General features: G+C 54.3%; 26 protein-coding genes, 1 tRNA gene and 1 other RNA gene. 13 read left to right on the top strand and 15 right to left on the bottom strand.

From position 1 onward, the window contains the following. Positions 1-4: 4 nt before the first annotated feature. Entirely contained in the window at positions 5-550 is a 546-nt protein-coding gene (locus F5897_RS05250) for a hypothetical protein (protein ID WP_183304745.1), read from the bottom strand. A 130-nt stretch (positions 551-680) separates the two neighbouring features. Further along, positions 681-777: signal recognition particle sRNA small type (gene ffs, locus F5897_RS05245), an RNA gene on the bottom strand. Between the two features lie 172 nt (positions 778-949). Here ffs and F5897_RS05240 point away from each other — a divergent pair. Together F5897_RS05240 and F5897_RS05235 are read left to right on the top strand one after the other, a co-directional pair. Then, positions 950-2281: a hypothetical protein gene (locus tag F5897_RS05240; RefSeq protein ID WP_183304744.1), complete on the top strand. Its 1332-nt coding sequence runs from the start codon at positions 950-952 to the stop codon at positions 2279-2281. Further along, a complete protein-coding gene (locus F5897_RS05235) occupies positions 2227-2784 on the top strand; it encodes a hypothetical protein (RefSeq protein ID WP_183304743.1) in 558 nt (185 codons plus the stop codon). Before F5897_RS05240 ends, F5897_RS05235 begins: the two co-directional genes overlap by 55 nt. Here F5897_RS05235 and F5897_RS05230 read toward each other — a convergent pair. The 6 genes from F5897_RS05230 to F5897_RS05205 all read right to left on the bottom strand — a co-directional run bounded on the left by F5897_RS05230 (position 2729) and on the right by F5897_RS05205 (position 7187). Beyond that, entirely contained in the window at positions 2729-3370 is a 642-nt protein-coding gene (locus tag F5897_RS05230; RefSeq protein WP_183304742.1) for an SA1002 family membrane protein, read from the bottom strand. The two genes, F5897_RS05235 and F5897_RS05230, sit on opposite strands and share 56 nt — an antisense overlap. 217 nt (positions 3371-3587) lie before the next feature. Beyond that, positions 3588-3971, bottom strand: coding sequence for a 50S ribosomal protein L7/L12 (gene rplL / locus F5897_RS05225; RefSeq protein WP_124825154.1), 384 nt, complete (start codon positions 3969-3971; stop codon positions 3588-3590). A 93-nt stretch (positions 3972-4064) separates the two neighbouring features. Further along, positions 4065-4580 (bottom strand): 50S ribosomal protein L10, encoded by a 516-nt coding sequence (rplJ, locus tag F5897_RS05220; protein ID WP_124825155.1) that lies wholly within the window; start codon positions 4578-4580, stop codon positions 4065-4067. A 303-nt stretch (positions 4581-4883) separates the two neighbouring features. Beyond that, positions 4884-5597 carry a response regulator transcription factor gene (locus tag F5897_RS05215; protein ID WP_183304741.1) on the bottom strand — a complete coding sequence of 238 codons (714 nt, stop codon included), beginning with the start codon at positions 5595-5597 and terminating at the stop codon, positions 4884-4886. 61 nt (positions 5598-5658) lie between these two features. Then, positions 5659-6306, bottom strand: a complete 648-nt coding sequence (locus tag F5897_RS05210; protein ID WP_183304740.1) for a PH domain-containing protein — start codon at positions 6304-6306, stop codon at positions 5659-5661. 56 nt (positions 6307-6362) lie between these two features. Then, positions 6363-7187, bottom strand: a complete 825-nt coding sequence (locus F5897_RS05205; RefSeq protein ID WP_183304739.1) for a biotin--[acetyl-CoA-carboxylase] ligase — start codon at positions 7185-7187, stop codon at positions 6363-6365. A gap of 59 nt (positions 7188-7246) precedes the next feature. Between F5897_RS05205 and F5897_RS05200 the strand changes: the two genes are divergently transcribed. The 3 genes from F5897_RS05200 to mscL all read left to right on the top strand — a co-directional run bounded on the left by F5897_RS05200 (position 7247) and on the right by mscL (position 9753). Beyond that, positions 7247-8845 carry an acyl-CoA carboxylase subunit beta gene (locus tag F5897_RS05200; protein WP_124825159.1) on the top strand — a complete coding sequence of 533 codons (1599 nt, stop codon included), beginning with the start codon at positions 7247-7249 and terminating at the stop codon, positions 8843-8845. 18 nt (positions 8846-8863) lie between these two features. Beyond that, positions 8864-9127, top strand: coding sequence for a hypothetical protein (locus tag F5897_RS05195; RefSeq protein ID WP_183304738.1), 264 nt, complete (start codon positions 8864-8866; stop codon positions 9125-9127). Positions 9128-9354: 227 nt separating this feature from the next. Then, on the top strand, positions 9355-9753 hold the full coding sequence (gene mscL, locus F5897_RS05190) for a large conductance mechanosensitive channel protein MscL (protein WP_124825161.1): 399 nt from the start codon (positions 9355-9357) through the stop codon (positions 9751-9753). 124 nt (positions 9754-9877) lie between these two features. Here the strand turns inward: mscL and F5897_RS05185 are convergent, their stop codons facing one another. The 4 genes from F5897_RS05185 to F5897_RS05170 form a co-directional block, all read right to left on the bottom strand. Next, a complete protein-coding gene (locus tag F5897_RS05185) occupies positions 9878-10084 on the bottom strand; it encodes a hypothetical protein (protein ID WP_183304737.1) in 207 nt (68 codons plus the stop codon). After that, positions 10059-14555 carry an AAA family ATPase gene (locus tag F5897_RS05180; RefSeq protein WP_183304736.1) on the bottom strand — a complete coding sequence of 1499 codons (4497 nt, stop codon included), beginning with the start codon at positions 14553-14555 and terminating at the stop codon, positions 10059-10061. Before F5897_RS05180 ends, F5897_RS05185 begins: the two co-directional genes overlap by 26 nt. 165 nt (positions 14556-14720) lie before the next feature. Continuing rightward, positions 14721-15992, bottom strand: a complete 1272-nt coding sequence (locus F5897_RS05175; protein WP_183304735.1) for a uracil-xanthine permease family protein — start codon at positions 15990-15992, stop codon at positions 14721-14723. Positions 15993-16135: 143 nt separating this feature from the next. Continuing rightward, positions 16136-16930 (bottom strand): CYTH domain-containing protein, encoded by a 795-nt coding sequence (locus F5897_RS05170; RefSeq protein WP_183304734.1) that lies wholly within the window; start codon positions 16928-16930, stop codon positions 16136-16138. A gap of 151 nt (positions 16931-17081) precedes the next feature. Between F5897_RS05170 and F5897_RS05165 the strand changes: the two genes are divergently transcribed. Next, on the top strand, positions 17082-17588 hold the full coding sequence (locus F5897_RS05165) for a hypothetical protein (RefSeq protein WP_183304733.1): 507 nt from the start codon (positions 17082-17084) through the stop codon (positions 17586-17588). Here the strand turns inward: F5897_RS05165 and F5897_RS05160 are convergent. Beyond that, a complete protein-coding gene (locus tag F5897_RS05160) occupies positions 17571-18236 on the bottom strand; it encodes an ATP-binding cassette domain-containing protein (RefSeq protein WP_183304732.1) in 666 nt (221 codons plus the stop codon). The two genes, F5897_RS05165 and F5897_RS05160, sit on opposite strands and share 18 nt — an antisense overlap. Positions 18237-18475: 239 nt before the next feature. Here F5897_RS05160 and F5897_RS05155 point away from each other — a divergent pair, with 239 nt between their 5' ends. The 6 genes from F5897_RS05155 to F5897_RS05130 all read left to right on the top strand — a co-directional run bounded on the left by F5897_RS05155 (position 18476) and on the right by F5897_RS05130 (position 22340). Then, entirely contained in the window at positions 18476-19444 is a 969-nt protein-coding gene (locus F5897_RS05155) for a tyrosine-type recombinase/integrase (protein WP_183304731.1), read from the top strand. Further along, positions 19441-19665, top strand: coding sequence for a hypothetical protein (locus F5897_RS05150; RefSeq protein ID WP_183304730.1), 225 nt, complete (start codon positions 19441-19443; stop codon positions 19663-19665). Before F5897_RS05155 ends, F5897_RS05150 begins: the two co-directional genes overlap by 4 nt. A 5-nt stretch (positions 19666-19670) precedes the next feature. After that, positions 19671-19991, top strand: coding sequence for a hypothetical protein (locus F5897_RS05145; protein ID WP_183304729.1), 321 nt, complete (start codon positions 19671-19673; stop codon positions 19989-19991). 281 nt (positions 19992-20272) lie between these two features. Continuing rightward, the gene (locus F5897_RS05140) at positions 20273-20995 is read left to right on the top strand and encodes a hypothetical protein (protein WP_183304728.1); all 723 of its coding nucleotides are present in this window, start codon (positions 20273-20275) and stop codon (positions 20993-20995) included. 186 nt (positions 20996-21181) lie between these two features. Then, positions 21182-21370 carry a helix-turn-helix domain-containing protein gene (locus F5897_RS05135; RefSeq protein ID WP_183304727.1) on the top strand — a complete coding sequence of 63 codons (189 nt, stop codon included), beginning with the start codon at positions 21182-21184 and terminating at the stop codon, positions 21368-21370. A gap of 202 nt (positions 21371-21572) precedes the next feature. After that, positions 21573-22340 (top strand): hypothetical protein, encoded by a 768-nt coding sequence (locus tag F5897_RS05130; RefSeq protein WP_183304726.1) that lies wholly within the window; start codon positions 21573-21575, stop codon positions 22338-22340. Positions 22341-23172: 832 nt separating this feature from the next. On the opposite strand, the gene F5897_RS05125 is transcribed toward F5897_RS05130, so the two are convergent. Continuing rightward, positions 23173-23245: transfer RNA gene (locus tag F5897_RS05125), tRNA-Arg, on the bottom strand. Positions 23246-23352: 107 nt separating this feature from the next. Here F5897_RS05125 and F5897_RS05120 point away from each other — a divergent pair. Then, positions 23353-23928 carry a hypothetical protein gene (locus F5897_RS05120; protein WP_183304725.1) on the top strand — a complete coding sequence of 192 codons (576 nt, stop codon included), beginning with the start codon at positions 23353-23355 and terminating at the stop codon, positions 23926-23928. A 125-nt stretch (positions 23929-24053) separates the two neighbouring features. On the opposite strand, the gene F5897_RS05115 is transcribed toward F5897_RS05120, so the two are convergent. Then, on the bottom strand, positions 24054-25304 hold the full coding sequence (locus F5897_RS05115) for a hypothetical protein (RefSeq protein ID WP_246332250.1): 1251 nt from the start codon (positions 25302-25304) through the stop codon (positions 24054-24056). Between the last annotated feature and the right edge of the window lie 190 nt (positions 25305-25494).

The following is a 25494-nucleotide window of genomic DNA, read 5'->3' as shown; positions in this document are numbered from 1 at the left end:
GATGTTACTCCACTACGCAGTGAATGCCCCAAGGGTCAAAGGCGTATAAATACCCACTCGTGGTTGAACCCACGCGTGAAGTGGTTTTCTTAATCTGATAGCGCTTCCATGTACCGTAAGGATAGACCACTAATCTTTGTCCTTGCGCAAGTGTTCTGGTACAACTTCCAGTGACCGTCTGGGCACTAGATGAAGAGATACCGAGTTGAGATGCAGTTGTACCCCAATTCGCCCCCAACGCCAATTCAATTGATCGTGTTGCACTAAACGCAACATGATTACCGCATGTTACGCCGTGTGATCCAGCACTACAAGCGAAATACCTTTGATTGAAATTAGCGCCTGACCAAGAACTCACGTTAACAACCTGATATGTCGTTACTGGAAGCGGTGCTGATGGTTCATGGACACGACCAGTTTCTCCAGCATAGCCAGTCTCGCTTGATTCATGTGCTTCGTCTACACCTGTCTCTGTTGCATAAGTCGGCGAAGCTGCTAAAGGCGTAAGCACAAAGAGTGCGGAGAAAATTAAAACAAATATTTTTTTCATTTTAGTCCTCCTTTGAACTTCCTCACTCATTGCCTCTAAGTGAGTTAACGAAATGGTACATCAAAACACTTTATATTGCAACAATAACCCCGAAGCCATAATCTACATTGCACATGGCGGGCAGTTAGAAAGCAAAAGCTCCTCACGCACCCGCAAGAGCTCAGGTACCCTTGCTGCGTTTCCGCCCTGGGGGGGTTAACCAAGATTGCGTCACATGAGGAGCAACAACAACTTTACCGGGTTTAACACCTAACAGCCAAATCACCCTGCTCCCCTAGCTTCAAAACCGCTAACAACAGTGGGTCTAATCAGAGTGAGAAATAAGTTTCTATTGACAGCAATTTTTTCAGTTTGATATTTTATTCCACAAGACGTTGTTCAAATACAAGGAGCTTTCATATGTTAAAGAAGACTGTTATGATTACGCTCACTTCTTTTCTACTGTCTCTGTTTTTAGTCCATCAAGAAGAGTCGCCTGATTTTCAAATTGTGCAAGATGGTCAGGGATTTAAAGTTGTAGATAGCACTAACAACCCGGTTGAGATTTTGTCGTCTCGCGAAGAAGTTGGGCAATCTTTATTTTACGTCCGCAACGACTCCGGAGAAATCGGATTGCTGCTGACTCTAGAATGGGTTTCTTCGAAAAACAAAACCGCGAAGATGACTTACACCGAAACAACGCCGGTAGTCGATGCGCAAGGCAACACAGTGGTTTTCGGATCAACAACTGGTTTTGATATAACACCCGCAGCAGAAGATTTCGAAAGAACACCGTTCGTTGCGATTATGTCAACAAAAAATTCTGTAACAATCAGAATCTCTGACGATTTTAAAGAGGGTTACGTCTATGAAGACACAAACACGGGACAAAAGCTGCACAACAACGAACTCACAGTCAATAATCTAGCTCCCGGAAGCCACCACACTTTTAAGTTGCAGGGGCACCTTCAGAATTCCTCACCTGACACGACAAATACTGTCAAACCGTCAGCTAACACCGAGATAGACACCTCTGCATCACTAGATTTAATTAAAGAACCTGAATTTATCAGCCTCAGTTTTGATGCACCCACGCTCAGCGAAGAACATATTATAAAACCTGATGTTTCGTCAGTGCCATATCATGACTCTCCGTTAGGCTCTTGGGTACATCTAACATATATACCCACTGACACTGTCACCATTGAGCCTCATCTCATCGGAGAAATAGGGTGCAACAACTCTACAACCTTCTCCGGAGACAATCGAGGAGATATAACTCCTAATCCGTGGGTTTTCCAACCACACCGCACAGCTATCAAAGTTTTATCTAACTGGCATAACCCAATCAATCAACGAATTTATTGGTTCAAAAGTGTCGGCGCAACTAAAAAGCTGGAGAATGGCGTCGTGGTTGAAACCAGAACCGCGAGCGATGCAGGGATTGCGGTAAACAACCTGTGGTCAAACAACGGGGCTTCAGGTTTTGAAATTAATCACTCCGTTGGTAACCCTTTTTGCTCATTAGGCAGTATCGCATATCAAGAAACCGTACAAATTTGGCGTTTTGGAATGGTCGCAGCAAATGGTAGCCATTTTGGCGTTCCAAATCATGAAGCCTACGGTTCTAAAACTATTAATTCCTTTGGACAACAAGTTTTCCAAAAGGTTTTTAGCTTCGGCAGCCCAAATTACACTTGTCTAATCCACTTTCCACACTGCAAGAAAACATATCAGGGGAACGTGCACTAGCAATGTTGTCAACTTGGTTTAAGCAGAAAGTCCTTGACAAAATCAGCGCCGCAGACATAGTTGCAAGCAGCGTCGGGATAGCAGCTGGATTTGTTATGAACGCTCTTGTTCGCAATAGTTTCGCACACACACCAGAAAATATTTTAGATATTCTACCGCTCAATTTTTTGCACACGGTTTTTTGGCTAGTGATGCTGGGCAACATGCAGTCCCGCCATTCATGGGCTCGTGTTTTACTCACCTACAGGTTTATTTTTCTGCCTTTGCTGGCATACCCTGAAGGCGTCATATGGTTTTTGGGCATCTATGCATATCCTTTAGCGTTAAACCTTCCGATAATTATTGTGATTATGCTTGCAACTCCTTTTGCCCCAACATGGATGGCAATTTGGGGCTGCCATGTGTTACACACAGAACGCAAAGCGCTGAAACGCAACACTACGTTATTTACTGCTGACTATTACGCAGCCGCAGTTTTTCCATCACCACTAAAATCCAGGTAGAAATCAAAACCGGCTGCGCGATCAGGTTAATGTTTCGTGGCGACAGCGCAATGTCAAATACCTCTTTCGCGGTTTCAGCTGTTACCGCAAGCGCAATCAAATCTTGCAAACCGTCAAAGAAGAACTGGTAAACGGCAAGGTAAATAGTGATCCACTGAATAAAATACTCGCCGATTTCGTAGCCCTCCTCGTTGAGCTGCCACTTATCGGTTCGACGACGAATTTTCTTGCGACCCAAAAAAGTAACGATTGCTGTAGCAAAAATCAGAATTAATAGCGTCAGCAAAAAAGCCCCTCCGGGGAAACTCCCGATAGCGTTTTCAAGAATCTGCCCGCCACCAGCGATATCCTGATAAGATTCCGGGGTGCTCAAGAAATCGTAAAGAGTTAGTAAGATAACTGCAAACACGGCCAATAACGCAAAAACAAACCCGTTAATGCAAAACATCCACAACAGTTGCACTAAAGAGTTTATAAATTTATATTTGCCTCCGTTATCGATTTTTCCCACCCCGCCGTATGTTAAACGGCCGATAGCATAAAGCAGGCCGATAACCACAACCAGCTGCACCAGATTAAAAAACATTTTCCCAACTCCCTAGGACTTTTAATCACGCCCGTATTTTGCGCTGCACTAAACCCCTTAAATCATTGAAGTGATGCAGAGCCGATACAGCGTAATAGTTTTATACACTCGACTGTAAATCAAGCAGTTTCCTGCTGCAACTGCTGTTACATCACCGGCCATAGCAAAGACCGGGGCCTAAAGACCCCGGTCTTAAAATGCTTTCGCGTCGCAGAAGTTATGCGAGCTCTACCTCAGCGCCAGCCTCTTCCAGCTTAGCCTTTGCAGCCTCTGCATCTTCCTTCTTAGCACCCTCAAGAACTGGCTTTGGAGCCTCTTCTACAAGTGCCTTTGCCTCGCCCAGGCCCAGGCTGGTCAGCTCGCGCACTGCCTTGATAACAGCGATCTTTGAGCTACCTGCACCCTTGAGGATAACGTCGAATGAGTCCTTCTCCTCAGCAGCTGGAGCGTCGCCACCAGCAGCTGGAGCAGCAGCAACTGCAACTGGAGCAGCAGCTGAAACCTCGAAGGTCTCCTCGAATGCCTTAACGAATTCGCTCAGCTCGATGAGGGTCAGCTCTTTGAACTGCTCGATAAGCTCTTCAGTTGAAAGCTTAGCCATTTTGTTTCTCCTTGATTTTCACCCCAACACCTTATGGTGTGGATTCGCCCGCGTAAACGAGCAATTTAAATGATTTTGGGGAAGCAAACTAAATTAGTTTGCAGCCTCTTGCTTGTCGCGCAACGCGCCGGCAGCACGAGCAAGGCCCGAAGCTGGTGCGTTGAACATGTAAGCAGCGCTGAACAGTTTCGCCTTCATAGCACCTGCAGCCTTCGCCAGCAGGACCTCGCGGCTCTCCAGATCAGCAAGCTTGTTTACCTCAGCAGCGTCAAGTGGCTTGCCATCGAAGTAGCCGCCCTTGATCACCAGTTGAGGGTTTGCCTTAGCGAAGTCACGTAGACCCTTTGCTACAGCAACGGTGTCACCTGAAACGAATGCTACAGCGGTTGGACCGGTGAAGTACTCGTCAAGCTCGGTGATGCCTGCGTTGTTTGCAGCAAGTTTGGTCAGGGTGTTCTTCGCCACGGCGTACGTCGCGTGCTCGCGAATCGCGCTACGCACAGTGCGCATAGCGGTTACGCTGAGCCCACGGTACTCTGTCAGCAGGACGGCGTTTGACTCTTCGAACTTCTTCTGAAGGTCAAGTACCGCAGCTTCCTTCGTCGCCATGGCTCTCCCTAGCTTGTTTCAGAACCTAATAACGGTTGTTATCAGGGGCCGCACACCTTAGCTTTAAAACAATAAAAGCTCCGGCGCGCACGCACGGAGCTTCACTCTCAAGGAGGATAAATCTCGCGCCTGCGCAGGTCTGCTTTCGCACGTTACGGGAGCTGGGCTCCTACCGGCGGTCTTTGGCCAAGTTCTAACTTAACACATTTCAGGCCGCTCTGCAAACAATTTTGCAGCATCGACAGTCTGCCGCCTGGCCGCAGCAGCCCCGCTCTGGCCACATGGCAGTCACCACCGCACGCCCTAAGCTTGCGGCTCTCGCAGCACATAACCCACGCCCCGCACCGTGTGGATCAGCTTCGGCTCCCCCGCGCCATCAACTTTCTTACGCAGATACGAAATATAAAGCTCCACAACCGTAATTTTTCCGGCGTAGTCATATGCCCACACCCGGTCTAAAATTTGCTGCTTTGACAGCACCCGACCCATGTTCTGTAGCAAAAACCGCAGCAGCTCAAACTCGGTCACGGTTAACTCTAACTGCCGTTCACCGCGCCGCGCGGTGAGTTGATCCTCATCAAGCACCAAATCTGCAAGCTGCAACACGCTCGTGGCGTTTGCCGCGTTTTGGGGGCGAATGCGCCGCAACAAACTGCGCAGCCGTGCCACTACCTCCGCAACGCTAAACGGCTTTGTGACATAGTCATCGCCGCCGGCAACCAGCCCGCGCACTTTATCATCGACGGTATCCAGCGCGGTCAGAAACAGCACCGGCTGCATCATGCCCTCGCGTCGTATCTGCTGTAACACCGCCATCCCGCTGATTTCGGGCAGCATAATGTCGAGCACAATCAAATCTGGCTGCCACTGCCGCACCGCCTGCAAAGCTGCACTCCCGGTAGCGGCCACCTGCGCCTGCCATCCCTCATGGCGCAGCGCCAGCTGCAGCAGGGAGGCGATTGCGGGCTCGTCTTCCACAATCAGCACCCGCACCGGCGTGACCTGGGTCTCACTCATGCTGCAACTCCTCTCTGTGTTTGAGTTTAGAGCAGTTGGCTGGTGGATCCACCCACCCTATTTACAGCTTGCGCTGCACGCTAAAGCCAGACGGCGCGATGGGAGCCTGCTCCGGTAGCCGCGCAGTGACAGCATCTGCCTGATACCCCAAAAGCGGCTGCTGCGGCATGGCACTGTAGTAACCGGTCTGTGCGCGATCTTGGCGGTAGCTTTCTGCGACGAGCTGCTGCAACACCTCGGCGATGTTTTTAACGTCTGGCACATCAGCCAGCAACAATGGCTCGTCTGCTCCCACAATATACAGCGCAATATTGCCGCTGCCGGTGAGGCGCTGCAGCAGGGAGCGGCGGGAGCTAATCGACCGCACCCGGTTAATAGCGACTTCTTGCCGCACCCGGGTGACCACGCCTGAACGCGAAATCACCCGCGTCGTGGTGATTGTTGATTTCGCCGCAAACCACCCGGCGAGCGGAATCACGAACCCGGCAATAACCAGCACCGCAAGCCCCGCAGCCAGCAAAAGATTCTGCCACGGCGCCGCAAAAGACCCCAGATACATTCCCCCCAATAGCCCGGTGAGCAGCAGCGCCACAACCGGCCAAAACAACGCTTTGCCGTGCCGCCGGAAGCGCACCAAAATTTGCTCCGGCTGATCCGCAGCATAGTAACTGGTGCCGCCGAAGCTGGCTTCCTGGGGGTTAAATTGCATACCTCTATTATGACGTATCATCGCACGCAGGGCACGGCGTATTTTACGACCCGAGGTTACGCACCGACTCGCAAATGTTCGATGTCAGCGGCCGCAATCGCGACGGTTGTGCCGTCGGACTGTTGCAGAATTAGTTCCCCGTAAGCGCCAAGCCCCTGGGCAAAACCGGTGACTGTCGCACCGTCGGGCATAATCGCACGCACTCGCTGTCCGAGAGTTGCCAGCTGTGCGGCAACAATTTCAGGGAGCCGTTCGGGCTGGCGGGTTGCTGTCGCGAGCAACTCTTGCAGCCGCTGCACATACAGCGCCAGCAGGTGGTCAGCTAGGGCCGCAAGCGGCTGTTCTGGTGCGGTAGCCCCGCAGCTGCGCAGTGAGATCGCGCCCGGGGGCAGCTGCGACACCGGGGTTAAGAGGTTGATGCCGGCACCGATGATGTAGCCACTCGCGGTCTGCTCACACAAGATTCCTGCGAGCTTGAAGCCGCCGCGCTGTGTTGCGAGGTCATCGGGCTGGCGTTGCACTCCAGCAGTGTGCAGCGGCACCAGAATGTCGTTAGGCCATTTCAGTTGCGCCGGCACCCACTTTTGTAGGGCTTGCACGAGCGCGACCCCGGCGAGCAGCGGAATCCATGTCGGAGCGGCAGCTCCCGGCGGCAGCGACGGCAAAAAATATGAGGTGGCGAGCGAGTTTCCGGGGCTTTCTTGCCACTGCCTGCCCTGCCTGCCGCGGCCAGAAGTTTGCGCAGCGGTCACCAACAGCAGGGGCGCAAGCTGGGGGGTTGCCGCCACGAGGCGCTGCATTTCTGCGTTGGTGGATCCACAAGTCTCCAAGTATTGCACGCGAACCAGCGCAGCGGTTTGTAGTAATTGCACAAAACTCATTGTAATATCCTGCCGGGTTTAATACCGCTTCTGCCAGCTTGTGCGGGTAATATCGAAATGTGACTGAGACAAAGAACCTGACAGATCTTGCCACCACTGCTGGACGCATTGCAGATCATCGCCGTAAATATCAGGAGGCCGTGGGTGACCGCGATGCCGCGGCTGCGGCTAAACAGCATCCGCGCGGCAAGATGACTGCCCGGGAGCGTATTCAAGAGCTGCTTGATCCAGGCACTTTCGTGGAGTTTGACAAGTATGTGAAACACCGTACAACCGCGTTCGGGATGGAGCAGAATCGGCCCTTCGGTGATTCGGTGATTACCGGCGCGGGCGAGATCCACGGTCGCCAAGTGGTTGTTTACTCTCAAGATTTCACCACTTTTGGTGGTTCGCTCGGCGAGGTTGCCGGCGAAAAGATTGTGAAGGCGATGGAGTTCGCGCTGCGTTGCGGAGTGCCGATTATTGGCCTGCTTGACTCTGGTGGGGCACGAATTCAAGAGGGCGTGGTGTCGCTCAGCAAGTATGCGCAGATTTTTAAGCGCAACACCATGGCGAGCGGCGTGATTCCGCAGATTTCGATTGTGATGGGCCCTTCTGCTGGCGGCGCGGTTTATTCTCCGGCGCTCACCGACTTCGTGATTATGGTTGATAAGTCTAGCCACATGTTTGTGACGGGCCCTGACGTTATTAAGACGGTTACCGGTGAAGAGGTTGGCTTTGAGGAGCTGGGCGGTGCCCGCACCCACAACCAAACCAGCGGTGTTTCGCACTATCTGGCGAGCGACGAGCTTGATGCGCTAGATTATGCGCGGTCGCTGATTAGCTACCTGCCCGACAACAATCTCGCGGAGGCTCCGGTTTATGACACCGACACCGCCTACGAGATTACCGAGGCAGACCGCAAACTCAACAAGCTGATTCCTGACAGCCCAAACCAGCCTTACGATATGAAGACCGTTATCACCTCGGTGGTTGACGGCGGTGAGTTCCTGGAGGTGCAGCCGCTGTTTGCGCCGAATATGCTGATTGGTTTTGGGCGCGTGGAGGGCCGCACCATCGGCATCGTGGCGAATCAGCCAAATCAGATGGCCGGCACTTTGAACATTGATGCTTCAGAAAAAGCTGCGCGATTTGTGCGCTTCTGCGACTCTTTCTCGATTCCTATCCTCACCCTGGTTGATGTTCCTGGCTATCTGCCGGGCACCGACCAGGAGTATAACGGCGTGATTCGCCGTGGCGCGAAGCTGCTTTACGCTTACGCCGAGGCAACGGTGCCGCTGGTTACCGTTATTACCCGCAAGGCTTACGGCGGTGCCTACATTGTGATGGGCTCTAAAGAGATGGGCGCAGACTTCAATATCGCGTGGCCAACCGCAGAGATTGCGGTTATGGGCGGAGCCGGCGCGGTTAATATTCTTTACCGTAAGGAGCTGGCCGCTGCAGCAGAGCGAGGCGAAGATGTGGAGGCACTGCGCGCAGAGCTGACGGCAAAATACACCGCCGATGTGACCTCACCTTTCCTGGCTGCAGAGCGCGGCGAGATTGACAACGTGCTGGAGCCGGCGGGCACTCGTCTCGCAGTCATTAAGGCACTGCGTGGCTTGCGTGGTAAGCGCGCGGAGCTGCCACCGAAAAAGCACGGCAATATTCCACTGTAAAGCACTGCGAGTAACCATATGAACAGTTTTCCAAGTGCAGCTGATCGCGATGCGGCAAAGCGTGCGGCTTTGCAACGAGATGAAACGCTTGTCGCTGCTGACTTCACTTTCAAAACTCGTAATCTGTCAACAGCCGAAAAAGCCGCTGCCGTAGCAGCTCTAGCGGCTTTGCGAACTGCAGAAAATAAACTATTGAAAAAACGGGAACGCATTGAACGAGATCCCTGGCGACGCTCACAACGCGCGCAGCGTCGCATTGAAGAGTTCTTCGACGGCACATAATTCTGCTTAATTTGTGCGCATAATTACTTGAAGCACTCCTATTTCCAGCATTTAAAGCACAGCTGCAACATCAGGAACAAATTAAGGATTTTGCACAAATTTGCACATAAATGGGCAAAACGGCACATTTGTGCTGCACAATTTCCCATTCTGCAATAAATGGGTGCACATATTATTTGCACTAAATAAAATACAAACATCACAGGTTTTTAAGAAAGGTTTCGAAAATGCTTAATGGTTTTAAAGATTTCATCATGCGCGGCAACGTGATTGAGCTGGCAGTGGCTGTTGTGATTGGCGCTGCGTTCAACGCGATTGTGACGAAGGTTGTGGAGTCAATCTTCAACCCTCTGATTAGCGCTATCTTCAAGGCTGACGCGCTCGACAGTGCCCTCATCGTGGAACTTCCGGGCGGTGCAGCCCTGCAGTTTGGTGCGGTAATCGGCGCAGTAATCAACTTCCTGCTGGTTGCAGCAGTGGTTTACTTCGTCTTCGTAGTTCCAATGAACAAAATGAAGGAGCGCCAGGCAGCTAAGGCAGCGGTTGAAGAGACCGAAGAGCCAGCTCCAATCGAGCAGCAGCTGCTCACCGAGATTCGCGACCTGCTCGCACAGAAGCAGCACTAATAAGCTAACCAAAAGGTGGGAGCGACGCTGAGCGTCACTCCCACCTTTTGGTTTATCTACTTGTATTGTCGCTGCCAGCGTCCTGACCCCTGCCCCAATTCGGGTTATCGCAAGTTAACCACGTTTATCCCCAGTGCGGCGGTTTGTCACGCAGATAACGCTGGTAGACGGTGTCTTCTCTCGTTGCCTTTCGTGGCTCCTGCGGGCGCAGACTCTGAGGGGTTGCTACGCTCTCGGGGATAGCGTTGCTGAGCCGCTGCGCACGACGTGGTTGCCGCTTCCCGGGGGCTGACGCAGCAGCGGTGTTATCTTGCGGTGGTTGCGTCATCATCACCCGCTGCTTTTTTTGACGCGGCAGCGCTCTGCTCGGTATCAGTTTCAGCCTCCGCTTCACCCGGTGCGGTAGCAGCATCCGCTGCTGCTGGCTCCGCAATCGCCTCGGTTTCAGCTTCCGGCAGTTCCAACTCCAGTTGGGTTTCACGCGCCAGCACGACAGCCTTGCCCGAATCTTGCGGGTCTTCCGGATCCACCACCAAAATTACGTTGCCATTGTCAAAGCTGCTGCCCTCCGGAGCATCGGTGACCTCCAGCACGGCAGGCTCCGCCTCCGGCTCTGCAGCGAAATCCTGCGCTTCGGCAGCCGCAGGCTCATCTGCAGACACCGTAGCGCTGACCTCCAGCTCTCCCGGATTCAACATCACCGGCTGCACGACACCGCCGCCTGCGGCTCGCTGGGACGCCGTCGGCAGCGGTTCAATCACCTGGGTCATGTTGTGCTCGTCGTCTGACAGTTGCAACCCTTGCTCGGTGATATTCGCTGTTTTTTCAACAGCTGCAGCCGCCGGGTCGTAACCGATAATGCTCGCAACTCGCACCGCTACCTCGGCAGGGTTCTGGAACAGGTCAAAGCTTTGGATGCGTTGATAGTGCCAGCCGAGTCGCCGCAGCACCGCCGGACGCAACCGCAAAATATGCCGCATCGACTCTTCACCACCGCTGAAATCAATATCAATCGCGATGGCTCGCTCCCCGAGCGCCGCGGCAATCGGAATCACACCCTGATAGTTCAGCGCCACCTGCAGCCCTAGACCTTCCAGGCGCTGCGCCAGCTCCGCAATCATCGGGTCCTGCTCAGCCGGGAGCTGGCTTTCTGGCACAGGTTTCGCTTCAGCACCAATCACACCAGCGAGCTGCTTCACACCATAGCGTGCTTTAACTTCTGCCAGATGTTCCGCCTCAAAGCAGCTCACGATGGTCATCGCTCGTCGTGCCCTAGTCATCGCGACCGCAATCAGTCGATCACCGCCAGGCTGCGATAGCGGCCCAAAGTTAGACAGCACTCGCCCGTGCGGCGTACGCCCGTAACCGATGGAGAAAATCACGCGGTCACGACTGAGCGCGGTCGCCTGCTCCAGGGTTACCACGGTGAACGGCTCCGCGTGATCGCCGAGCAAGAAATTACGATACTGCGGGAATTTCGCAAAGTAACTCAGGGTCGACTGCCACACTCGCACCGCGTGCTTTTTGCTCGCGGTAATCACCATCAACGACTCATTCGGCCGTTCGCTGGCGTGCTCGAGCACCAGCTGCACAACCCGCTCTACCTCAGCATCGGTGCTTTCAACCGCTCCGGTTTGCTGGTCAGGCAGCCCCTGCCCGGCGCGCACAAATTCCTGCGTCAGGCTGGAGCGCCCCAGGAAGGTGCCCGCCCACGGCATGGTTTCAATCGCACCGCTGTAGAACTTGCTGTTCACGAGGTCGGTAAGATCGGCGCCGCCGGCACGGTAGCTACGCGTCAACGTCAACTGCGGCAGCACCTTAGTGAGCGCAGCAAAGACGCTCAGCGGAGCAGTGGTTTCGGCGGCATTAAGCGGCACATCCGGGGTGATGTAATCAGCGTCACTAACCCCGATGTTAAAGTCTGCCGGGGTTTGCACCACCGGATCGCCAAACGCCACAACCTGCCCACCACGACGCAGCGCCCCGAGCGCCTCCACCAAGCTGACAGCTGCGGCATCAACCAGAATCACCGCGTCAAATTTCAGCTCCTGCGGCAACAGACTAACCTCGTACGGGCTCACCGCCCACACATGCGCCAGGGAGCGCGTCAGATTTGGTGCAGCAGCAACCAGGGAGGCCGGATCCGCACCCCCGCTGCGCAGCAAACCGCGCAACTCGGTAGCCTCAGCACGATTATCGATAAGCGCAACCCGCCACAGATCAGCCAGCTGTGCGGCTAACACCTGCCCGTTAGAGCTGGTGTGGGCGTCGTCAACCAGCCGGAAATCAGACTCCAGCCGCTCGATCACCGCACTGTTAGCGCCAAGCAGCGCCGGATTCTCGGCAAGAATTCGCTCCAGCGCTGTCTGCCACCACGCCTGCTCCAGCTCTGCGGCAACATTCTCTGCGAGCACATGCCGTTTAGAGAGATCGTCAAACAGCGCCCCCAAATCAGCATCTCGCAACCGCTCAATGATGGCGGTGCGCTCCTGAATATTTTGCAGCACTTCACTCTCCTCGGCGAGCGCCGCAACCCGCTTACTAAGCTGCGCCAGAGGCAGGTTGCGCATCCGGGCTGCCTCTTGCTCAGTGCCCAAAACCCGATCGAGAGTCTCTAGCTCGTCATACACACCTTGGAATGCGGTAACCACCTCTGCAAGACCCAACGGCAGCTCAGGCCGCGTGCCAGGCACGGTGCAGTAGCGCTGCCACAACACTCGCTGCTGCTGAATCTCAACCAAGCGCGGATACATATCGGTGATCGTGACGCCCGGGCGCACATACTCGCGCGCAAGCTTCTTCAGGCGGCGCCGGTTGGCGTTAGTCATCGTGTCGCCGGTGGAACGCGGAGCGTGCGCCGCAATGACCTCGGTCAAGGAGCGGTCGTACACTTCCGGAGTGAAACGGTCGAGGGTTTCGCCGATGCCGGTGAGCAGCCGCAAGTAAATGCCGAGCTCGTACAGGTTTTCGTATGGCTTCAGTGCGGTTTGCTGCAGCAGTTCGTGCGCCAGCGCGGTCAGCCGCGGCAAGCGTGTCTCCGAGATTTCCACTGCGCTCGTGTATGCCCCGCGCGCTTCCTCGGTGGTGCCGAAGGTAACCCCGTACCACGGTGAATCCTCTGGCCCGTACTGGAACTGCCCGAGGCGCGCTACCTCTGTGAGCAGCTCGGTGACACTGCTGCGATCCATCGCCAGGGTGTGCAGCGCGGTTTCGCTCAGCCGCACGGTGGTGCCTGGCGGTTCTGGCAGCAGTGACAGTTTAGCCAGCTCCCGCAGCGCCTCAAGCGGTGAAATACCAAGCTTCGCGTCTTTCGCGTCTAGCGCTTCGCGGTAATCAACCAGCACGCTGCGCAACCGCGTCAGCGCCTGATCAATCTCCCTGTTATTAACCGGCTGCGCCTGCTCGTTGCGGCTGATCGCGTCAACCAGGTTACGGCGCAACTTGCGCGGCGTAGTCACGAGCCCGGTCAGCCCGGCACGGTTTAAGCGGTGTGAAATCCCGTCGAGAGTTGCGGTGCGCGGTGACACCACCAGCACTTTTTTGCCGTCCCGCACCAGCTCCCCGATGGCGTTAACCACGGTTTGTGTGCCGCCGGTTCCGGGCAGAGTGTGCACGGCCAGCGAGTACCCGTTACGAATCTGGGTAATGACATCATCCTGCTCCACGTCAGCGTCGTAGAGGTAGGTGTCGGTTTCCGGCGAGCGCTGATCAAGCGGTGTCGGGGTAGTCGGATGATATGCGGTGCGGATCGCGGCACGGTCGTCACTGTCGCCGCAGATTGCCCGCAGCAGCGGAGTGTCTAAGTCTACCAAATCGCTCAGCATCCGTGCAGCAATGCTGTTGAAAGAGGAAGCAACTAGGCGCGGCTCCACCGAAAATTCTGGAATACCAGCTGCCATTTGACGCAGTCGCTCAATCACCGGCTGCGGTTTAAACACGCCTTCAACCTGCGACAGTTCAACCAGGCTGCGCGCGTCAACAGCGATGCCGTACTGGAGCCGCAGCACCCGCACCAGCTCAGGGTTGACACTAACCCCGCCCTTAAGTTTAATTTCGAAATCGCGACCATAACGGCGAATCGCGAGCGGGCGCAGCAACACGGGGGCGCAAAAATCGTCACCCTCGAAGCGCCATTTAGCCAGCCCGATACCTAGATGCACGGTTTCCAGCCCGCGCATGTTGCGCATTTCTGTTGCTTTGTCGGTGATCCGCCCCGCCGCAAACTTAGCTTTGCGCAGCGCCACCTCATCTCGCACCAGCGCTGACAGCAAGATTTTCTGCCCGGTGATGAACTGCGCGAGCCCGCCAGGGTTGGTGGCAGCAAAGTCAATGCGGTTCTGCGCCTCGTCGTCAAAGTGTAGCAGCGGGTTGTAGCCGCCAAGCTTTTTGGTTGCTTCCCGCCATTTAGCGTGAATCTCGCTGAAATCAGGGGCGATTTTCTGCGGCTCCTGTGCCGCTTCCCGCCCGGTTCCCGGTGCCGCTTCCCGTGCAGCTTCGGGATGAGATGCACCCGCACCGTGACCCGCCATTGCCGCCGCAGAACCCTCTGTCGAATACGGTGCCGCGGTACGGCGCCGCTCGTCTTGCGCTGCCGCGAGGGCCTCTTCCGGCACCGCAATAGTCTCAGCCTCCGACTGCGCGGGGGCAGCATCATACTGCTTTGCAACGTCGGCGCGCGGATAGCCAGCGGTCACCTGCTCCGCAGGGGTCTCCGCTGCTAGCTCACGCTCGTTTTCACTTGCTGCTTCTGCGGCTTGATGCTTGTCAGCATCGTTCTTTCCGCGCCCAAATAGACTCCACACACCGCCAGCTTACGCCGATTTTTTAAGCGATGCCTGTTAGCGCGCGGAGATTCCTAGCTTTACTAGCTCATTCCCAGCTGCCCAGCATATTCAACCCCGCTCGCAACAATTAAGGGTGTGACAGCGGCCCACACCACTGTCACACCCTTAATTACAGCCTATAAACTACTCGCCGCGTAGTTTTGCAGCAAAATTCATGAGGTGGTAAACCGCGATGGCCGCTACCGTGCCCAACGCGATGCCATTAAACAGAATATCGCCGCTTTGCAGCAAGAAATCAGCAATGCCCACAATCAGCGCGACCGCAGCCGTAAACTGGTTAATCGGCTTATTAAAATCAACCTTATTATCGATCCAAATTTTTACGCCGATCAAGCCAATCAGACCGTACAGCGCCACAGTCACACCGCCGAGCACTCCCGCAGGAATCGAGTTGATTACGGCGCCAACCTTCGGAGAGAAACTCAGCAAAATCGCAAAAACTCCAGCAACCCAGTAAGCTGCGGTCGAAAACACCCGCGTTGCAGCCATCACGCCGATGTTCTCACCGTAGGTGGTAGTGCCAGAGCCACCACCAAAACCAGCCAGCATAGTCGCAAAACCGTCAGCAAACAGCGCCCGGCCGGTAACCCCATCAAGATCGCGCTGCATCATCAAACCAACGCTCTTGACGTGGCCAACGTTTTCCGCCACCAGAACCAGCACAACCGGCAAGAAGGCTGGCAGGATGCCCCACAACGCTGGATTCTCAAAAGGGTTCGCTGGCGCGTGGAACTCCGGCAAACCAAACCAGTCAGCCGCAGCAATCGCCGCGGTGTCTACCTCACCCAGCAGAAGCGCCGCAACATAGCCAATAATCACACCGAGCACAATCGACAGTCGCCCCAGCAGCCCTCTGAACAGCACCGTAATCAGCAAAATAGCGGTGATTGTGATCAGCGCCACAATCGGAGACTGCCCAAAATTATTCTTCACCGCAGGCGCCAGGTTAAAACCGATGAGAGCCACAATGCTACCCATCACAACCGGCGGCATCAGTGCGTTGATCCAACCTGAGCCGACAAAATGCACTAGCACGCCGATTAAGAACATCAGCAAACCGGTCACTAAAATTCCGAAACTCGCGCTAGCGATATCACCGTGTGCCGCAGTAGCGACTCCGATAGGCGCAATAAACGCGAATGAAGATCCGAGATAGCTCGGCAAACGATTACCGGTAATCAGCAAAAATAGCAGTGTTCCAAGCCCCGAGAAAAACAGGGTTGCGGTTGGTGAAAATCCAGTCAGCAGCGGCACCAGGAAGGTAGCGCCAAACATCGCAACCACGTGCTGCGCCCCGAATCCGATGGTGCGGATCCAGCTCAGCCGCTCTTCCGGCAGCACAATCGCTTCCGGCACAACGGTTTTGCCGTTGCCGTGCAGTTTCCAAATAGCCAAATTTGTCTCCTTGTTGAGGTTATTCCTCCCCAATACTACGACAAGTTTTGGCTCGCGGTAACACTGTGCGCACGATTCACAGCGCGACATTACAACTATGTTGGGAGGGGGGATCACCCCGCCTCGCGCTCCCCGCAGCGATTTTAGGCGCCCGCCACGAGCTGCCGCGCACTGTGCCGCAGCTGCGCCGCCTGTTCCAGCGCCACGGCCGCCGCCGCGCTGTCACCCGTGTGCCGCAGCTGTAATGCCCGAGCTTCGAGCTGATCGGCACTGTCCTGTGCGGTTAAAGCGGCGATAATGCGGGCCGGTTTTGCGGCGGCCAGCGCCCCCGGCACCAACGCCCCTGCCGCCCGTGCAATTTTTGAGCCGCTCAGGCTCGGATAGGCTCCCGCTTGCTCCAGCGCGTAAGTCAGCTGCGAGAGCTCGGAGCGATCGTTTTCGTTTAGCGCTTCAATTTCCCATTCACGCCAACTGCGGCGGGCGGACAGCGCGGTGAGCGGATCCACCTCACAAAATGTTTGCACCGTGTCGTCTGCGATTTCGTACAGCGCCTTGTCGCCGCGGCCCAGCACCACGGTGGTGCGCGCAGAGTTTATTTCTGCTACCACCTCCAGCTGCTGCGGCGCAACCGCAAATTCGGTTTGCAACAGTGCCGCCACCGGCTGCGGCAGAGTGTCGCTGAGCTCCCAGGTGGTTTCTTGTTGTGCGGTATCTGAGACGCGCCGTTTCAGATGCCATCCCGCGTCGTGCCCGCCGCGCCGCATCCGCAACGCTACCCCGTGCCGCGCTAAAATCCGCTGCGGCGTGTCAAAATATTGGGCGCGCAGCTCATGTGTTTCGCGCTGCAGCACCGCGAGACCTGCCGGCCAGGTTGCGGGCAGCTCTGCCGCAGCCGCTACCTCCAACTTGATTTCAACCTCAAGATGAGTCTGTGCCATAGTATTTCGCCTCGCTCTGCGCACTCGCTCCGACAATTTTGCTGGGTTCCTTGGGCTCCTAATACTTAGGTGGCCGAGGCGCATTGCCCCGCTGTAGCTGCCATCGTTTACCCGGATACCATTTCTGCTGTTTTCATTTTAGAATAGTGACGTGGATTTCGGCGCTCAACTTCTCTCGCTTGCCGCCCAGCTGCGGCATGCCGGCATTACCCCTGAGATTATTGCGGAATATGGATCACGCCGCCACCCGGTTCTACCCTGGCGGCGCGTCCCGCATTTCCGGGTGTTAGCTGAGTGTTGGCGCCTAGGGTCGTTTTTACTGACGCCCGCGGGCGAACTGTGGTGGAGCGAAAACAGTGTACGTGCCGCCCGTCGGGAACGCCTCGGGGTGGTTTCTGACGCGCAGGAGGCGCGCCGTGACGTAGCGGGCTGGGCCTTCAAATCAGGCATTGCGGAGCGCACCCAGGTGAACTACCATGCGGTGCCGCTGCAGAATTTCCTCAGCACTCCCGAGACGCAACCCTCGCCCACTCCAGCGCTGGTCTATGCCGCTGGCGAAGTGAAGGTGCTGTGGCACGCTAGTGCTACGGTGGATCAAGCGCCCCCGCTGATCCACTACCTCACAGAACGCTGCGAACTGCTACTGCTGCGCGGCTAGCCGCCCCTCAAACAGCCGCACCCGGCTGTCGCACATCGTCGCCACTTCCGGGCTATGAGTAACAATTATCAGTGTTTTCTGGTGTTCTTGCTGCAGCGTTAAAAGCTCTGCCATCGCAGCCTGTGCGGTGCTGCCGTCTAGCGCTCCGGTGGGCTCGTCAGCCAGAATGAGTTTTCCGGGTTTGAGAATGCAACGCGCCAACGCGATCCGCTGTTGCTCCCCGCCCGATAAAGTTTTCACCCGCTGCTCTTTGAGGTGTCCAATCGCTAATTTATCTAGCATTTCGCAGATCTTTTCAAGCTTCTGTTTTTTAGACTCTGGGCTGTACTGCATACCCAACAGTAGATTCTCCTGCACGGTTTTATCTGGCAGTAAAGCGAAACTTTGAAACAGGTAACTAATGGTGTTGCGGCGCAGCAGCATCGCCTGTTTAGAACCCGGTTTTGGCAGTGTTTTCCCGTCCAGCGTAATGCTCCCTGCGTCATGTGTCTCTAAGAGCCCAATAATATTCAGGAGGGTTGATTTGCCTGACCCGGATCTTCCGGTAATTGCGAGTGAGCTGCCTGTTGGTACAGCGAGGTTCAGGCTGTCGAGAATCAAGCGATTACCAAATTTTTTAGTAACGCCCGCAAGCTGCAAAATCTTCATGTGTGTTTCTCCTCAAGGTTACGCAGTTTTAATTACCGAGGTTACGTTTCTATTTGCATAACGTCTGCTCAAAAAGAATATTGTGATGAGTTGCCCCAGCAGCATCGCAATCGCGCTAATGGTGCCGAAGGTTGATCCGGCTAAGAGCAGTATCACCAACGCGCAAAGATTGAAAACCAAAGCAACCAGATAAAGCACAGCAAAGGTTTTGGCGTAACGGTCTGAAACCGTTTTATGAAATGGAGCCGGACGAGGTGACCCCGGATATTGTGCGTGCCTGGTATTTGAAACGGCAGCAAGTAGCGCCTAGCAGTGCGAGCAGTGAAGCAGGGCATTTACGCGCTATTTTCGCGTCTCTAATCAGCGAGCGGGCATACGACCGCGTAAACCCGGTACCGTCTCACCTCACACGGATTAAAACGAAACCAAAAGAGCTAGACCGGCTCACACCCGGTCAGTTAAACGCCCTGATCGCGTTCTATGACGAGCAAGCACCACAATACGCTTTGGCGGTGTGCTTGGGAGCGTTTGCAGGGTTACGCATTGGCGAGGTGAGAGCATTAACACGGGCAGACCTAACCAGTGACGGCGAGCGCTACACCGTGCGAGTGAACAAACAGGCGGCTTGGAATGACGAGAGTGGCGAGTTTTACGAAGCAGACCCCAAGAGCGCGGACAGTGTACGACAGATACCACTACCGGCAGCGTTAAAGGAGCGTGTGGAACAGCATTTGCGGGGCATGGACAATAAACTCAAGTCTGCTATTTTGTTCACTCCACGGGCACGCAAAGACGGTAAACCGAACGCGCATAAGTTTGTTGGTAAAAGCCCGTGGCGTAATCTCTGGCTGAGGGCGTGCCTGGCTGCTGAGATTGACTACATGGTGGATAGTGACGGCGAGCGCGTGCCCTATAACCCGGCTGAGTTTAAGGGCGGTAGAGGACACAAACGCCCGGACGTTGTGCAGCGTCATGTGTTTAAGTTTCACGGGTTGCGGGGCATTTACGCCACAGCTTTAGGTGAGGTGTCTAACCAGTCTTATATGGCTGGGCAACTGTTGGGGCACTCTAGTAAGGGTGTGACGGAGCGGCATTATTTGGCGGCAGTACCTGAACAGGCGCGGGCGGCGCTCGCAGACGCGGCGTATGAGGTTTTGACGGGTGCGAGGTCTAACATTATCGAGTTTAAAGCTAGGAGCGTAGCATGAGCAGTTTACCTACCAGTGAAGCTAATAAGACTAATGCTGAGCTTGATGAGTGGCGCATAGGGCATATTATGGTGTGGCGTTTTGAGCTGACAGGTGGGCGGCTAACGCACGTTTCAGAGTGGCGGCGCACCACGCGCGGCGAATATGACGACTGCGAATACTTGAACGGTTTATGCGCTGATATAACGCAAATGACCCGCGAATATTATGCGCTGATATAACGCAAATGACCCGCGAATATTATGCGCTGTTGAAGCGGCTGCAGCAAAACGGGAAGTTGCACCCAAAGGTGTCGAAATATCAAGTTTTGAAGCAGGAACGGCTTTTTAAGGAAGCAGTAAGACCTGGCGTGCCATTGTTTACCGTGCCTACGGATTGGGGCTCTACGTTTGTAGCTGATGATAAAGGGCAGCGGTTTTTTTACTTTGAGGATGACCTAGTGTTTTCGTCTACTGGCGAGCAGGATTATGTGACTTTGGCTAAGTTGCGGCAGCTGCAATCGGCGGTGTCTGAGACGGTTAAAGTATTAACCCGTATGGGGTTTTAGCGCGCTGTTCGATAGCGACATGAGTGACGGGTCACGGCGGCGCCCTCATCGTACGGTCACATCTGCAATTATGTTAAATATGTTTAAGGGCGAATACTACATAGACGGTGTTTTTAAGGGGACAGCACCACCAGACAGAGCGCCAACGCGCGCGCACGCGATAGGGAGCACAAATACGGAGGGGGAACTCTACCCCAGACCGTGGTTGGTGGGGCGGGTTTTTAGGTGTTGGATTTTTTGGGCAACGTGTAGCGGGTCATGGCTGTGGGGGTGGCGTGAATATGTCTAGCAGTGATGTTATTCTCTCTGATTGCGTAATACAGTCAGAGCAGCAGTTAGAAGGTTTGCTGGCTGTACCGATGGAAGATTTTCGGGAGAGAGTCCCAGCGTTGAAAATTAGTTTGCATTGCGTAGGTGGCAGCAAAGGACATCGGAAAACTAGCGCAGAATTATTGATAATAACTATTGAAACAGCGTGCATACTTGGGCAGCTTAATAAAGGTGCGAAAGCGTTTTTAATTCCTGGACAGGTGAAAAATTCTAGAAACCCGGCGGCAAAAAGTATGAGCATGAAATTACACCGGATTACCACTCCGGCGGGCGTTTCTTTTAACCGCTATGTGATTACTTGCGGCGCGCCGGGCTGTAAGGTGTCGGGTCTTTTAGACCCCAAGGCATGCAGCAGCACGGTATTAGCGTTTGGGTTTTCTGGCAAGTCATCAGCTTATGACCCTGAATGGGTATCTATGTTGAAAGATTTTACAAAGAGAGCACGGGCAGGTTTAGAGGTATCGCGTAGCCATGGAATACCCGATTTTATTGCTTTCCATTATCTCTCTGAGTTGAGGTTTGCGGGCGGTGAAATCTTCACACTTGAGCCAGGGGACTTAATCAATTTTGATGCCGGAGGATATTCACGTGAAGTTCCACCATTACAGGGGAAAGAGTGGGAAGAAATACGAGCACGCTACGACGAATTACAAGACCCGCACGTTAGGAGCTAACAGGCTAGGACAGGGCATAGCAGGTGATAGTATGCTATTGTTTTTTTGGTTGCCTGAAAAATAGTTTTCAGGTTTAGCTCGCCCGATAAAGCGAGCCATGAAACACATTCAAGTTTTGGGTGTGTGTTTCGTGGTTCGCTTTTTTCATACCCGCAACACACGCCCCTGATGTTGTAAGGGCATGAAATGAAAACAAACACCGTGAAGCCTTTAGCGTACGGGATTATGCAAGCAGCGGAAATGTTGAGCGTATCCCCTAAAACGCTGCGGAAACTCATTTACGCGGGGAAACTCCACGCGGTAAAAATTGGGTCACGTTATGTGATTAAAGCCAGCGAGATTGAACGCCTGGCGAATGAGGGGGCGGGCTGCTAATGAACGTAAAAAATAAACCCCGCCAGGGAAACACCAGCGAGGCAAAGACCACCTCCATTATATCGCGTCCATATGGCGAATCGCACCCATTGGGTAATTGCGAGCGCCACACAACCATTGACCAGCTGATTAAAGATAGCGGCGGGCAGCTCATGAGAGCCAGTGACCTAAAGCTAGGAAACAGCAGCAATGGAGGTGAATAATGGCTGGAATTGTAGTTAATTTACCCATAGCTTTATTGAACTCCGAAACGTTCTGCGGACTATCGACAGCAGCCCGGGCAGCGCTAATGCAAGCCATGTTAGTCACAATGCGTGCAGAAACAGACGGGACAACTAACGTGACACAGATAAGGCGCACAATGCCGCTTGACGAGCAAACAGCGGCAGATATTAGACAAGGGCTCGCTGAGCTTGAGCAAGTCGGATATGTGCGCTTGGACGGCGACACGGTGACATTCCCGCGCTGGCTTGACCCTCTTACCGAGGGCGGGCTAGGACAGACAGCAATGGAAAAGATACGGGTTAACCGTAAAAACGCAACCAACCGCCAACGCAATAAAAGAGCTAGGGAAAAGCAGGAGCTTGAAAAAGGGCGTCAGTTACAGGCAGCGGTGGATAACGGGCAATTGGTGCGTGCGGAACATCAGCAGAGTGTCACAGGGGGTGTCACGCGTGACTCACGCGTGAGTCAAATTAAATCAAATCAAATTAAATCAAATCTAAATCAAATACAAAGAGGGGACGATGAAAAAATTAAAACAAACAATCAGCTAACGAATGAGCAAGCGGAGCATTATCGACAAGCGATAACCTCAACGTCAGATTTGAACACTCTGCATGACTTAGAGGGCGAGCTGCACGAGCTGGGAGTGCTTGATGCAGACCACTACCCGGGCGGCGGCAGTTGGCAAGCCTTAATTAACGTCCGCGGACAAAATCTCACTCGTAGCGGTTTTGGAGGTGGTTAATGTTTTGGCGAGTGTGTATCATCACTGGTTCTAGACAGCCTTTGATGAAGTTTTACGACCATGCGGGGCGTTTACGGCGGCAGGTTGTGGCGAGTGACTGGGCTCATGCTCGGGAGTTGATGTCATTAGCTGAGACTGTCGAATATCGGGAAAAATATCGGGCGCCCAGGAGCAGGCTTTAAACATCTAACAGCCCGCCAGAGAGCTTAATGGTTTTCTGGCGGGTTTTCTCATGTACCGGCTCAATTGCGAGCGCATAGTGCCGTGCCCTCATTAGTAGTGAGGGTATAGGGACGTTTTTGTCCATATACTCGGGCGGGCTAAGCCGAACTTAGGGCAACACATACGGGGTAGCGTTTCACGACCCCGCGGCAGGGCGTAAACATTATTGACACCCCACCCACCTAAAGGGGGCGGCAAAACACCACCCCCCATTAAAGGGGTGTAACGAAACGTTGCCCCTGGACTTTATTCCACAAATGGAAGAAACCCCGAAGACTTTAGCTCAAAAAAGAGCAAAACACTAAACGGGCGCGGCGCTCGCAGACCAGAAACACAGCACACCAAACAGGCGCTGAAAGGGAGTCTAACGGGTGGATACCCTTTAGGCGTGTAGACGGCGGCTAGGCGCTAAAAAATACCCCTCAGAGTCACGCACACCGCGAAATGCTGACCGGGACGACCGAGGTCAGGAAATGGGCGCGGGGAGGGTGGTTTGCCCCCGGGTTTTCGTTTCGTTTAAGACACATATAAGACACAAGCCCCATGTTATGGCCGTTCGCCCGTGCGTGGCGGTTTGTGTTTTCCCACTCTGACCTGGGGTTTTGTGTTGCGCCCCAGATAGGAATCGAACCTACGACACCTTCTTTAGGAGAGAAGTGCTCTATCCACTGAGCTACTGGGGCAACTCTCAAATTTTAACACCTTAGCTAGCCTATCTCACAGTTTCCGGACTACTATAATTTGACCCATGTCATACAGCTGCTCAATAAGAACCAGACCGGCGCTAATCATGTCATTAACCGCTGCTGCCACGCTGCTTGTGGCCGGCTGCGCACAACAGGAAGATTTAACCGCAATGCAGACAACTGACACAACACAGTTTCAAGATTATTTCCCGCCTGAGAAAACACCGCCCACAGCTAGTGTCGGCGATGAGACACTACTCCTGACGAGCAGTATCTGGCGCATCGATGGTCAGCTGCGCACCAATGAAAACGTTGACGAAAGCACGCTGCCGATCACTTTCCTGCCACAGCCCGATGGCGCGCTGCACATAACTTTAACCACCGCCCGCAATCCTATGGATTTATACTTTGCGACCTTCAGCACACTGTCCGAAAGCGGCATTCCAACCAGCAATGCGCCTGACAGCAGCACGCAGTGTGTGGCGGATCCACATTCCAAATGTCACTATCAGCTGTCTGCTGAGGCAACCCACATCACCATTGACAGTAGCCTCTTATCGCAGGGCATGAATGTTTTAACTGCGGTTTACCCGACAGCTGAGAGCGCAGATAGAGCAGCCGGTATCAATCATTATTCCGCTTCCTGGGCGTTTCGGTTCGGTGCACAAAACGCACCTTAAACATTAAACTCGCACTAGCACAATGGGCAAAACCTTCCCGGATCCGCTCCGGAACTTTACAAAACAGCACGTCGCGAGCCTGGTAACACCACAACCAGACTCGCGACGTAGCTTATATTCAAGGATTATTTACCCGACACGATTTCCATTTCCACAACAGGCTTAGACAGTGGGATTCGTTTCGTAACCTCAAAGGAGGTCAGGTCAACCACCACCAGCTCATTTTTGACCGCGTCTGTGACGTAACCCCAACTGCCTGATACTTTCAGAATCGGCCCCGGCTCCTGCCAGTCATCTTTTTCTTGCCACTCTGAAATTACAGGCACGCGCTTAGTCACCTCGCCGCTGTTCTGGTCGATGACGTTGAGGTTGCCATCATAGGTGAGCACCAGGCCTTCGCCGGCAGGGCCCCGACCCAGAGAGCGGAACCAGTAAGCAGAGCCGAGTTCTACCAGCTGCAGTGATACATTTTCGGTGTTAATCAGGGCGACACGGGTTGGGCGCTCCACCGGCTCCGCGTCTTTGTCCACCTTATAGTCACCCAACACGATAGGTGACTGCTCGCTACCTGCCAGGTTCCCAGAGCGTGCGTAAGCGTCGTTAACAGGCACCTTATGGAAAGCGCCGTCTTTATACACAAACGGCCCGTTGGTGCAGCCCATCACCACTACATCGCCGCCCGCGTTGGGCTGCGCTGTTGCTTCCCCGTGACTGCCCGGGCAGTCAGCAGTTTCAGCAACGGTCTTACCGTCTTTAGTAACTTTCAGCACGGAGCGCGACTCGGTTGTTCCCTCGGTGTGGAACAGGCTTCCATCGCTGAGGCGCAATGCAACCCCGTGGTGCGCGGCGCCGGTGCTCGCTTTTTGCGTCTCCTCGCCAGCGTGCGCGATGTGCTCGGTCTCTACCACCTGGTAGCTGCCATCACCGTCAGCGAACAGCGTGGTGTAGCCGTCATGCACCACCACGTGCCCGGCTTTAGGCGCTTTGAAGCTAATATTTGTGAGCTGTGGATCACCCTGGAAGTAGTGGTAGTGATCGTCGTGCTTTTCTGCGACAAGACCCGCATCAAACAGTTTAAACTCATCTCCCGCGGTGACTAGCAGGTGCCGGTTGTCGCCCGCTTGATCAAGGCGCAGGAAGCCCTCGTGCGCCACCTCGTTAACAATTTCACCGGTGGCTAGATTAACCGTCATCAGACCCCCGTCAACAGCCAACACAGCGCGACGCTCAAGGCTTGCCACCTCAGTAAAGTTTTCTGGAGTAACAACCCCGTGACCATGATCTACGTGCTCTTCATGTGCGGTTTCTGCGGTGCAACCAGCAAGCAATAGCGAAGCCGATGCGCCAAGCACAAATAACTGTTTCATTTTTTTCATACCCCCATAGTAACTCAATTGAAAACCGTTATCAATTAGAGGTAACAAAGTCTCAGCTGCTGCACATCTTTCAAGGGCGCAACTGGGCAGAAGCCCAAACCGGGGCACTATAAATCTACTGGACCCCCTCCCTGTGGTGGGGGGTGTTTTTCTGTGCTGTGTTGTTGTTGCCTGTATATGCGTGTATACA

This window comes from Canibacter oris (genome assembly GCF_014197205.1).
Lineage (GTDB): Bacteria > Actinomycetota > Actinomycetes > Actinomycetales > Microbacteriaceae > Canibacter > Canibacter oris.
Note: the sequence above shows the minus strand (reverse complement) of the source record. Positions and strands in the feature narration are given on the sequence as shown.

Excerpts from the sequence above, each read along its gene's own strand:
- F5897_RS05250 (WP_183304745.1), bottom strand. The coding sequence starts at position 550 with ATGAAAAAAATATTTGTTTTAATTTTCTCCGCACTCTTTGTGCTTACG.
- F5897_RS05240 (WP_183304744.1), top strand. The coding sequence starts at position 950 with ATGTTAAAGAAGACTGTTATGATTACGCTCACTTCTTTTCTACTGTCT.
- F5897_RS05230 (WP_183304742.1), bottom strand. The coding sequence starts at position 3,370 with ATGTTTTTTAATCTGGTGCAGCTGGTTGTGGTTATCGGCCTGCTTTAT.
- rplL (WP_124825154.1), bottom strand. The coding sequence starts at position 3,971 with ATGGCTAAGCTTTCAACTGAAGAGCTTATCGAGCAGTTCAAAGAGCTG.
- rplJ (WP_124825155.1), bottom strand. The coding sequence starts at position 4,580 with ATGGCGACGAAGGAAGCTGCGGTACTTGACCTTCAGAAGAAGTTCGAA.
- F5897_RS05215 (WP_183304741.1), bottom strand. The coding sequence starts at position 5,597 with ATGAGTGAGACCCAGGTCACGCCGGTGCGGGTGCTGATTGTGGAAGAC.
- F5897_RS05210 (WP_183304740.1), bottom strand. The coding sequence starts at position 6,306 with ATGCAATTTAACCCCCAGGAAGCCAGCTTCGGCGGCACCAGTTACTAT.
- F5897_RS05205 (WP_183304739.1), bottom strand. The coding sequence starts at position 7,187 with ATGAGTTTTGTGCAATTACTACAAACCGCTGCGCTGGTTCGCGTGCAA.
- F5897_RS05195 (WP_183304738.1), top strand. The coding sequence starts at position 8,864 with ATGAACAGTTTTCCAAGTGCAGCTGATCGCGATGCGGCAAAGCGTGCG.
- mscL (WP_124825161.1), top strand. The coding sequence starts at position 9,355 with ATGCTTAATGGTTTTAAAGATTTCATCATGCGCGGCAACGTGATTGAG.
- F5897_RS05185 (WP_183304737.1), bottom strand. The coding sequence starts at position 10,084 with ATGATGACGCAACCACCGCAAGATAACACCGCTGCTGCGTCAGCCCCC.
- F5897_RS05170 (WP_183304734.1), bottom strand. The coding sequence starts at position 16,930 with ATGGCACAGACTCATCTTGAGGTTGAAATCAAGTTGGAGGTAGCGGCT.
- F5897_RS05160 (WP_183304732.1), bottom strand. The coding sequence starts at position 18,236 with ATGAAGATTTTGCAGCTTGCGGGCGTTACTAAAAAATTTGGTAATCGC.
- F5897_RS05155 (WP_183304731.1), top strand. The coding sequence starts at position 18,476 with ATGGAGCCGGACGAGGTGACCCCGGATATTGTGCGTGCCTGGTATTTG.
- F5897_RS05150 (WP_183304730.1), top strand. The coding sequence starts at position 19,441 with ATGAGCAGTTTACCTACCAGTGAAGCTAATAAGACTAATGCTGAGCTT.
- F5897_RS05145 (WP_183304729.1), top strand. The coding sequence starts at position 19,671 with ATGACCCGCGAATATTATGCGCTGTTGAAGCGGCTGCAGCAAAACGGG.
- F5897_RS05140 (WP_183304728.1), top strand. The coding sequence starts at position 20,273 with ATGTCTAGCAGTGATGTTATTCTCTCTGATTGCGTAATACAGTCAGAG.
- F5897_RS05135 (WP_183304727.1), top strand. The coding sequence starts at position 21,182 with ATGAAAACAAACACCGTGAAGCCTTTAGCGTACGGGATTATGCAAGCA.
- F5897_RS05130 (WP_183304726.1), top strand. The coding sequence starts at position 21,573 with ATGGCTGGAATTGTAGTTAATTTACCCATAGCTTTATTGAACTCCGAA.
- F5897_RS05120 (WP_183304725.1), top strand. The coding sequence starts at position 23,353 with ATGTCATTAACCGCTGCTGCCACGCTGCTTGTGGCCGGCTGCGCACAA.
- F5897_RS05115 (WP_246332250.1), bottom strand. The coding sequence starts at position 25,304 with ATGAAAAAAATGAAACAGTTATTTGTGCTTGGCGCATCGGCTTCGCTA.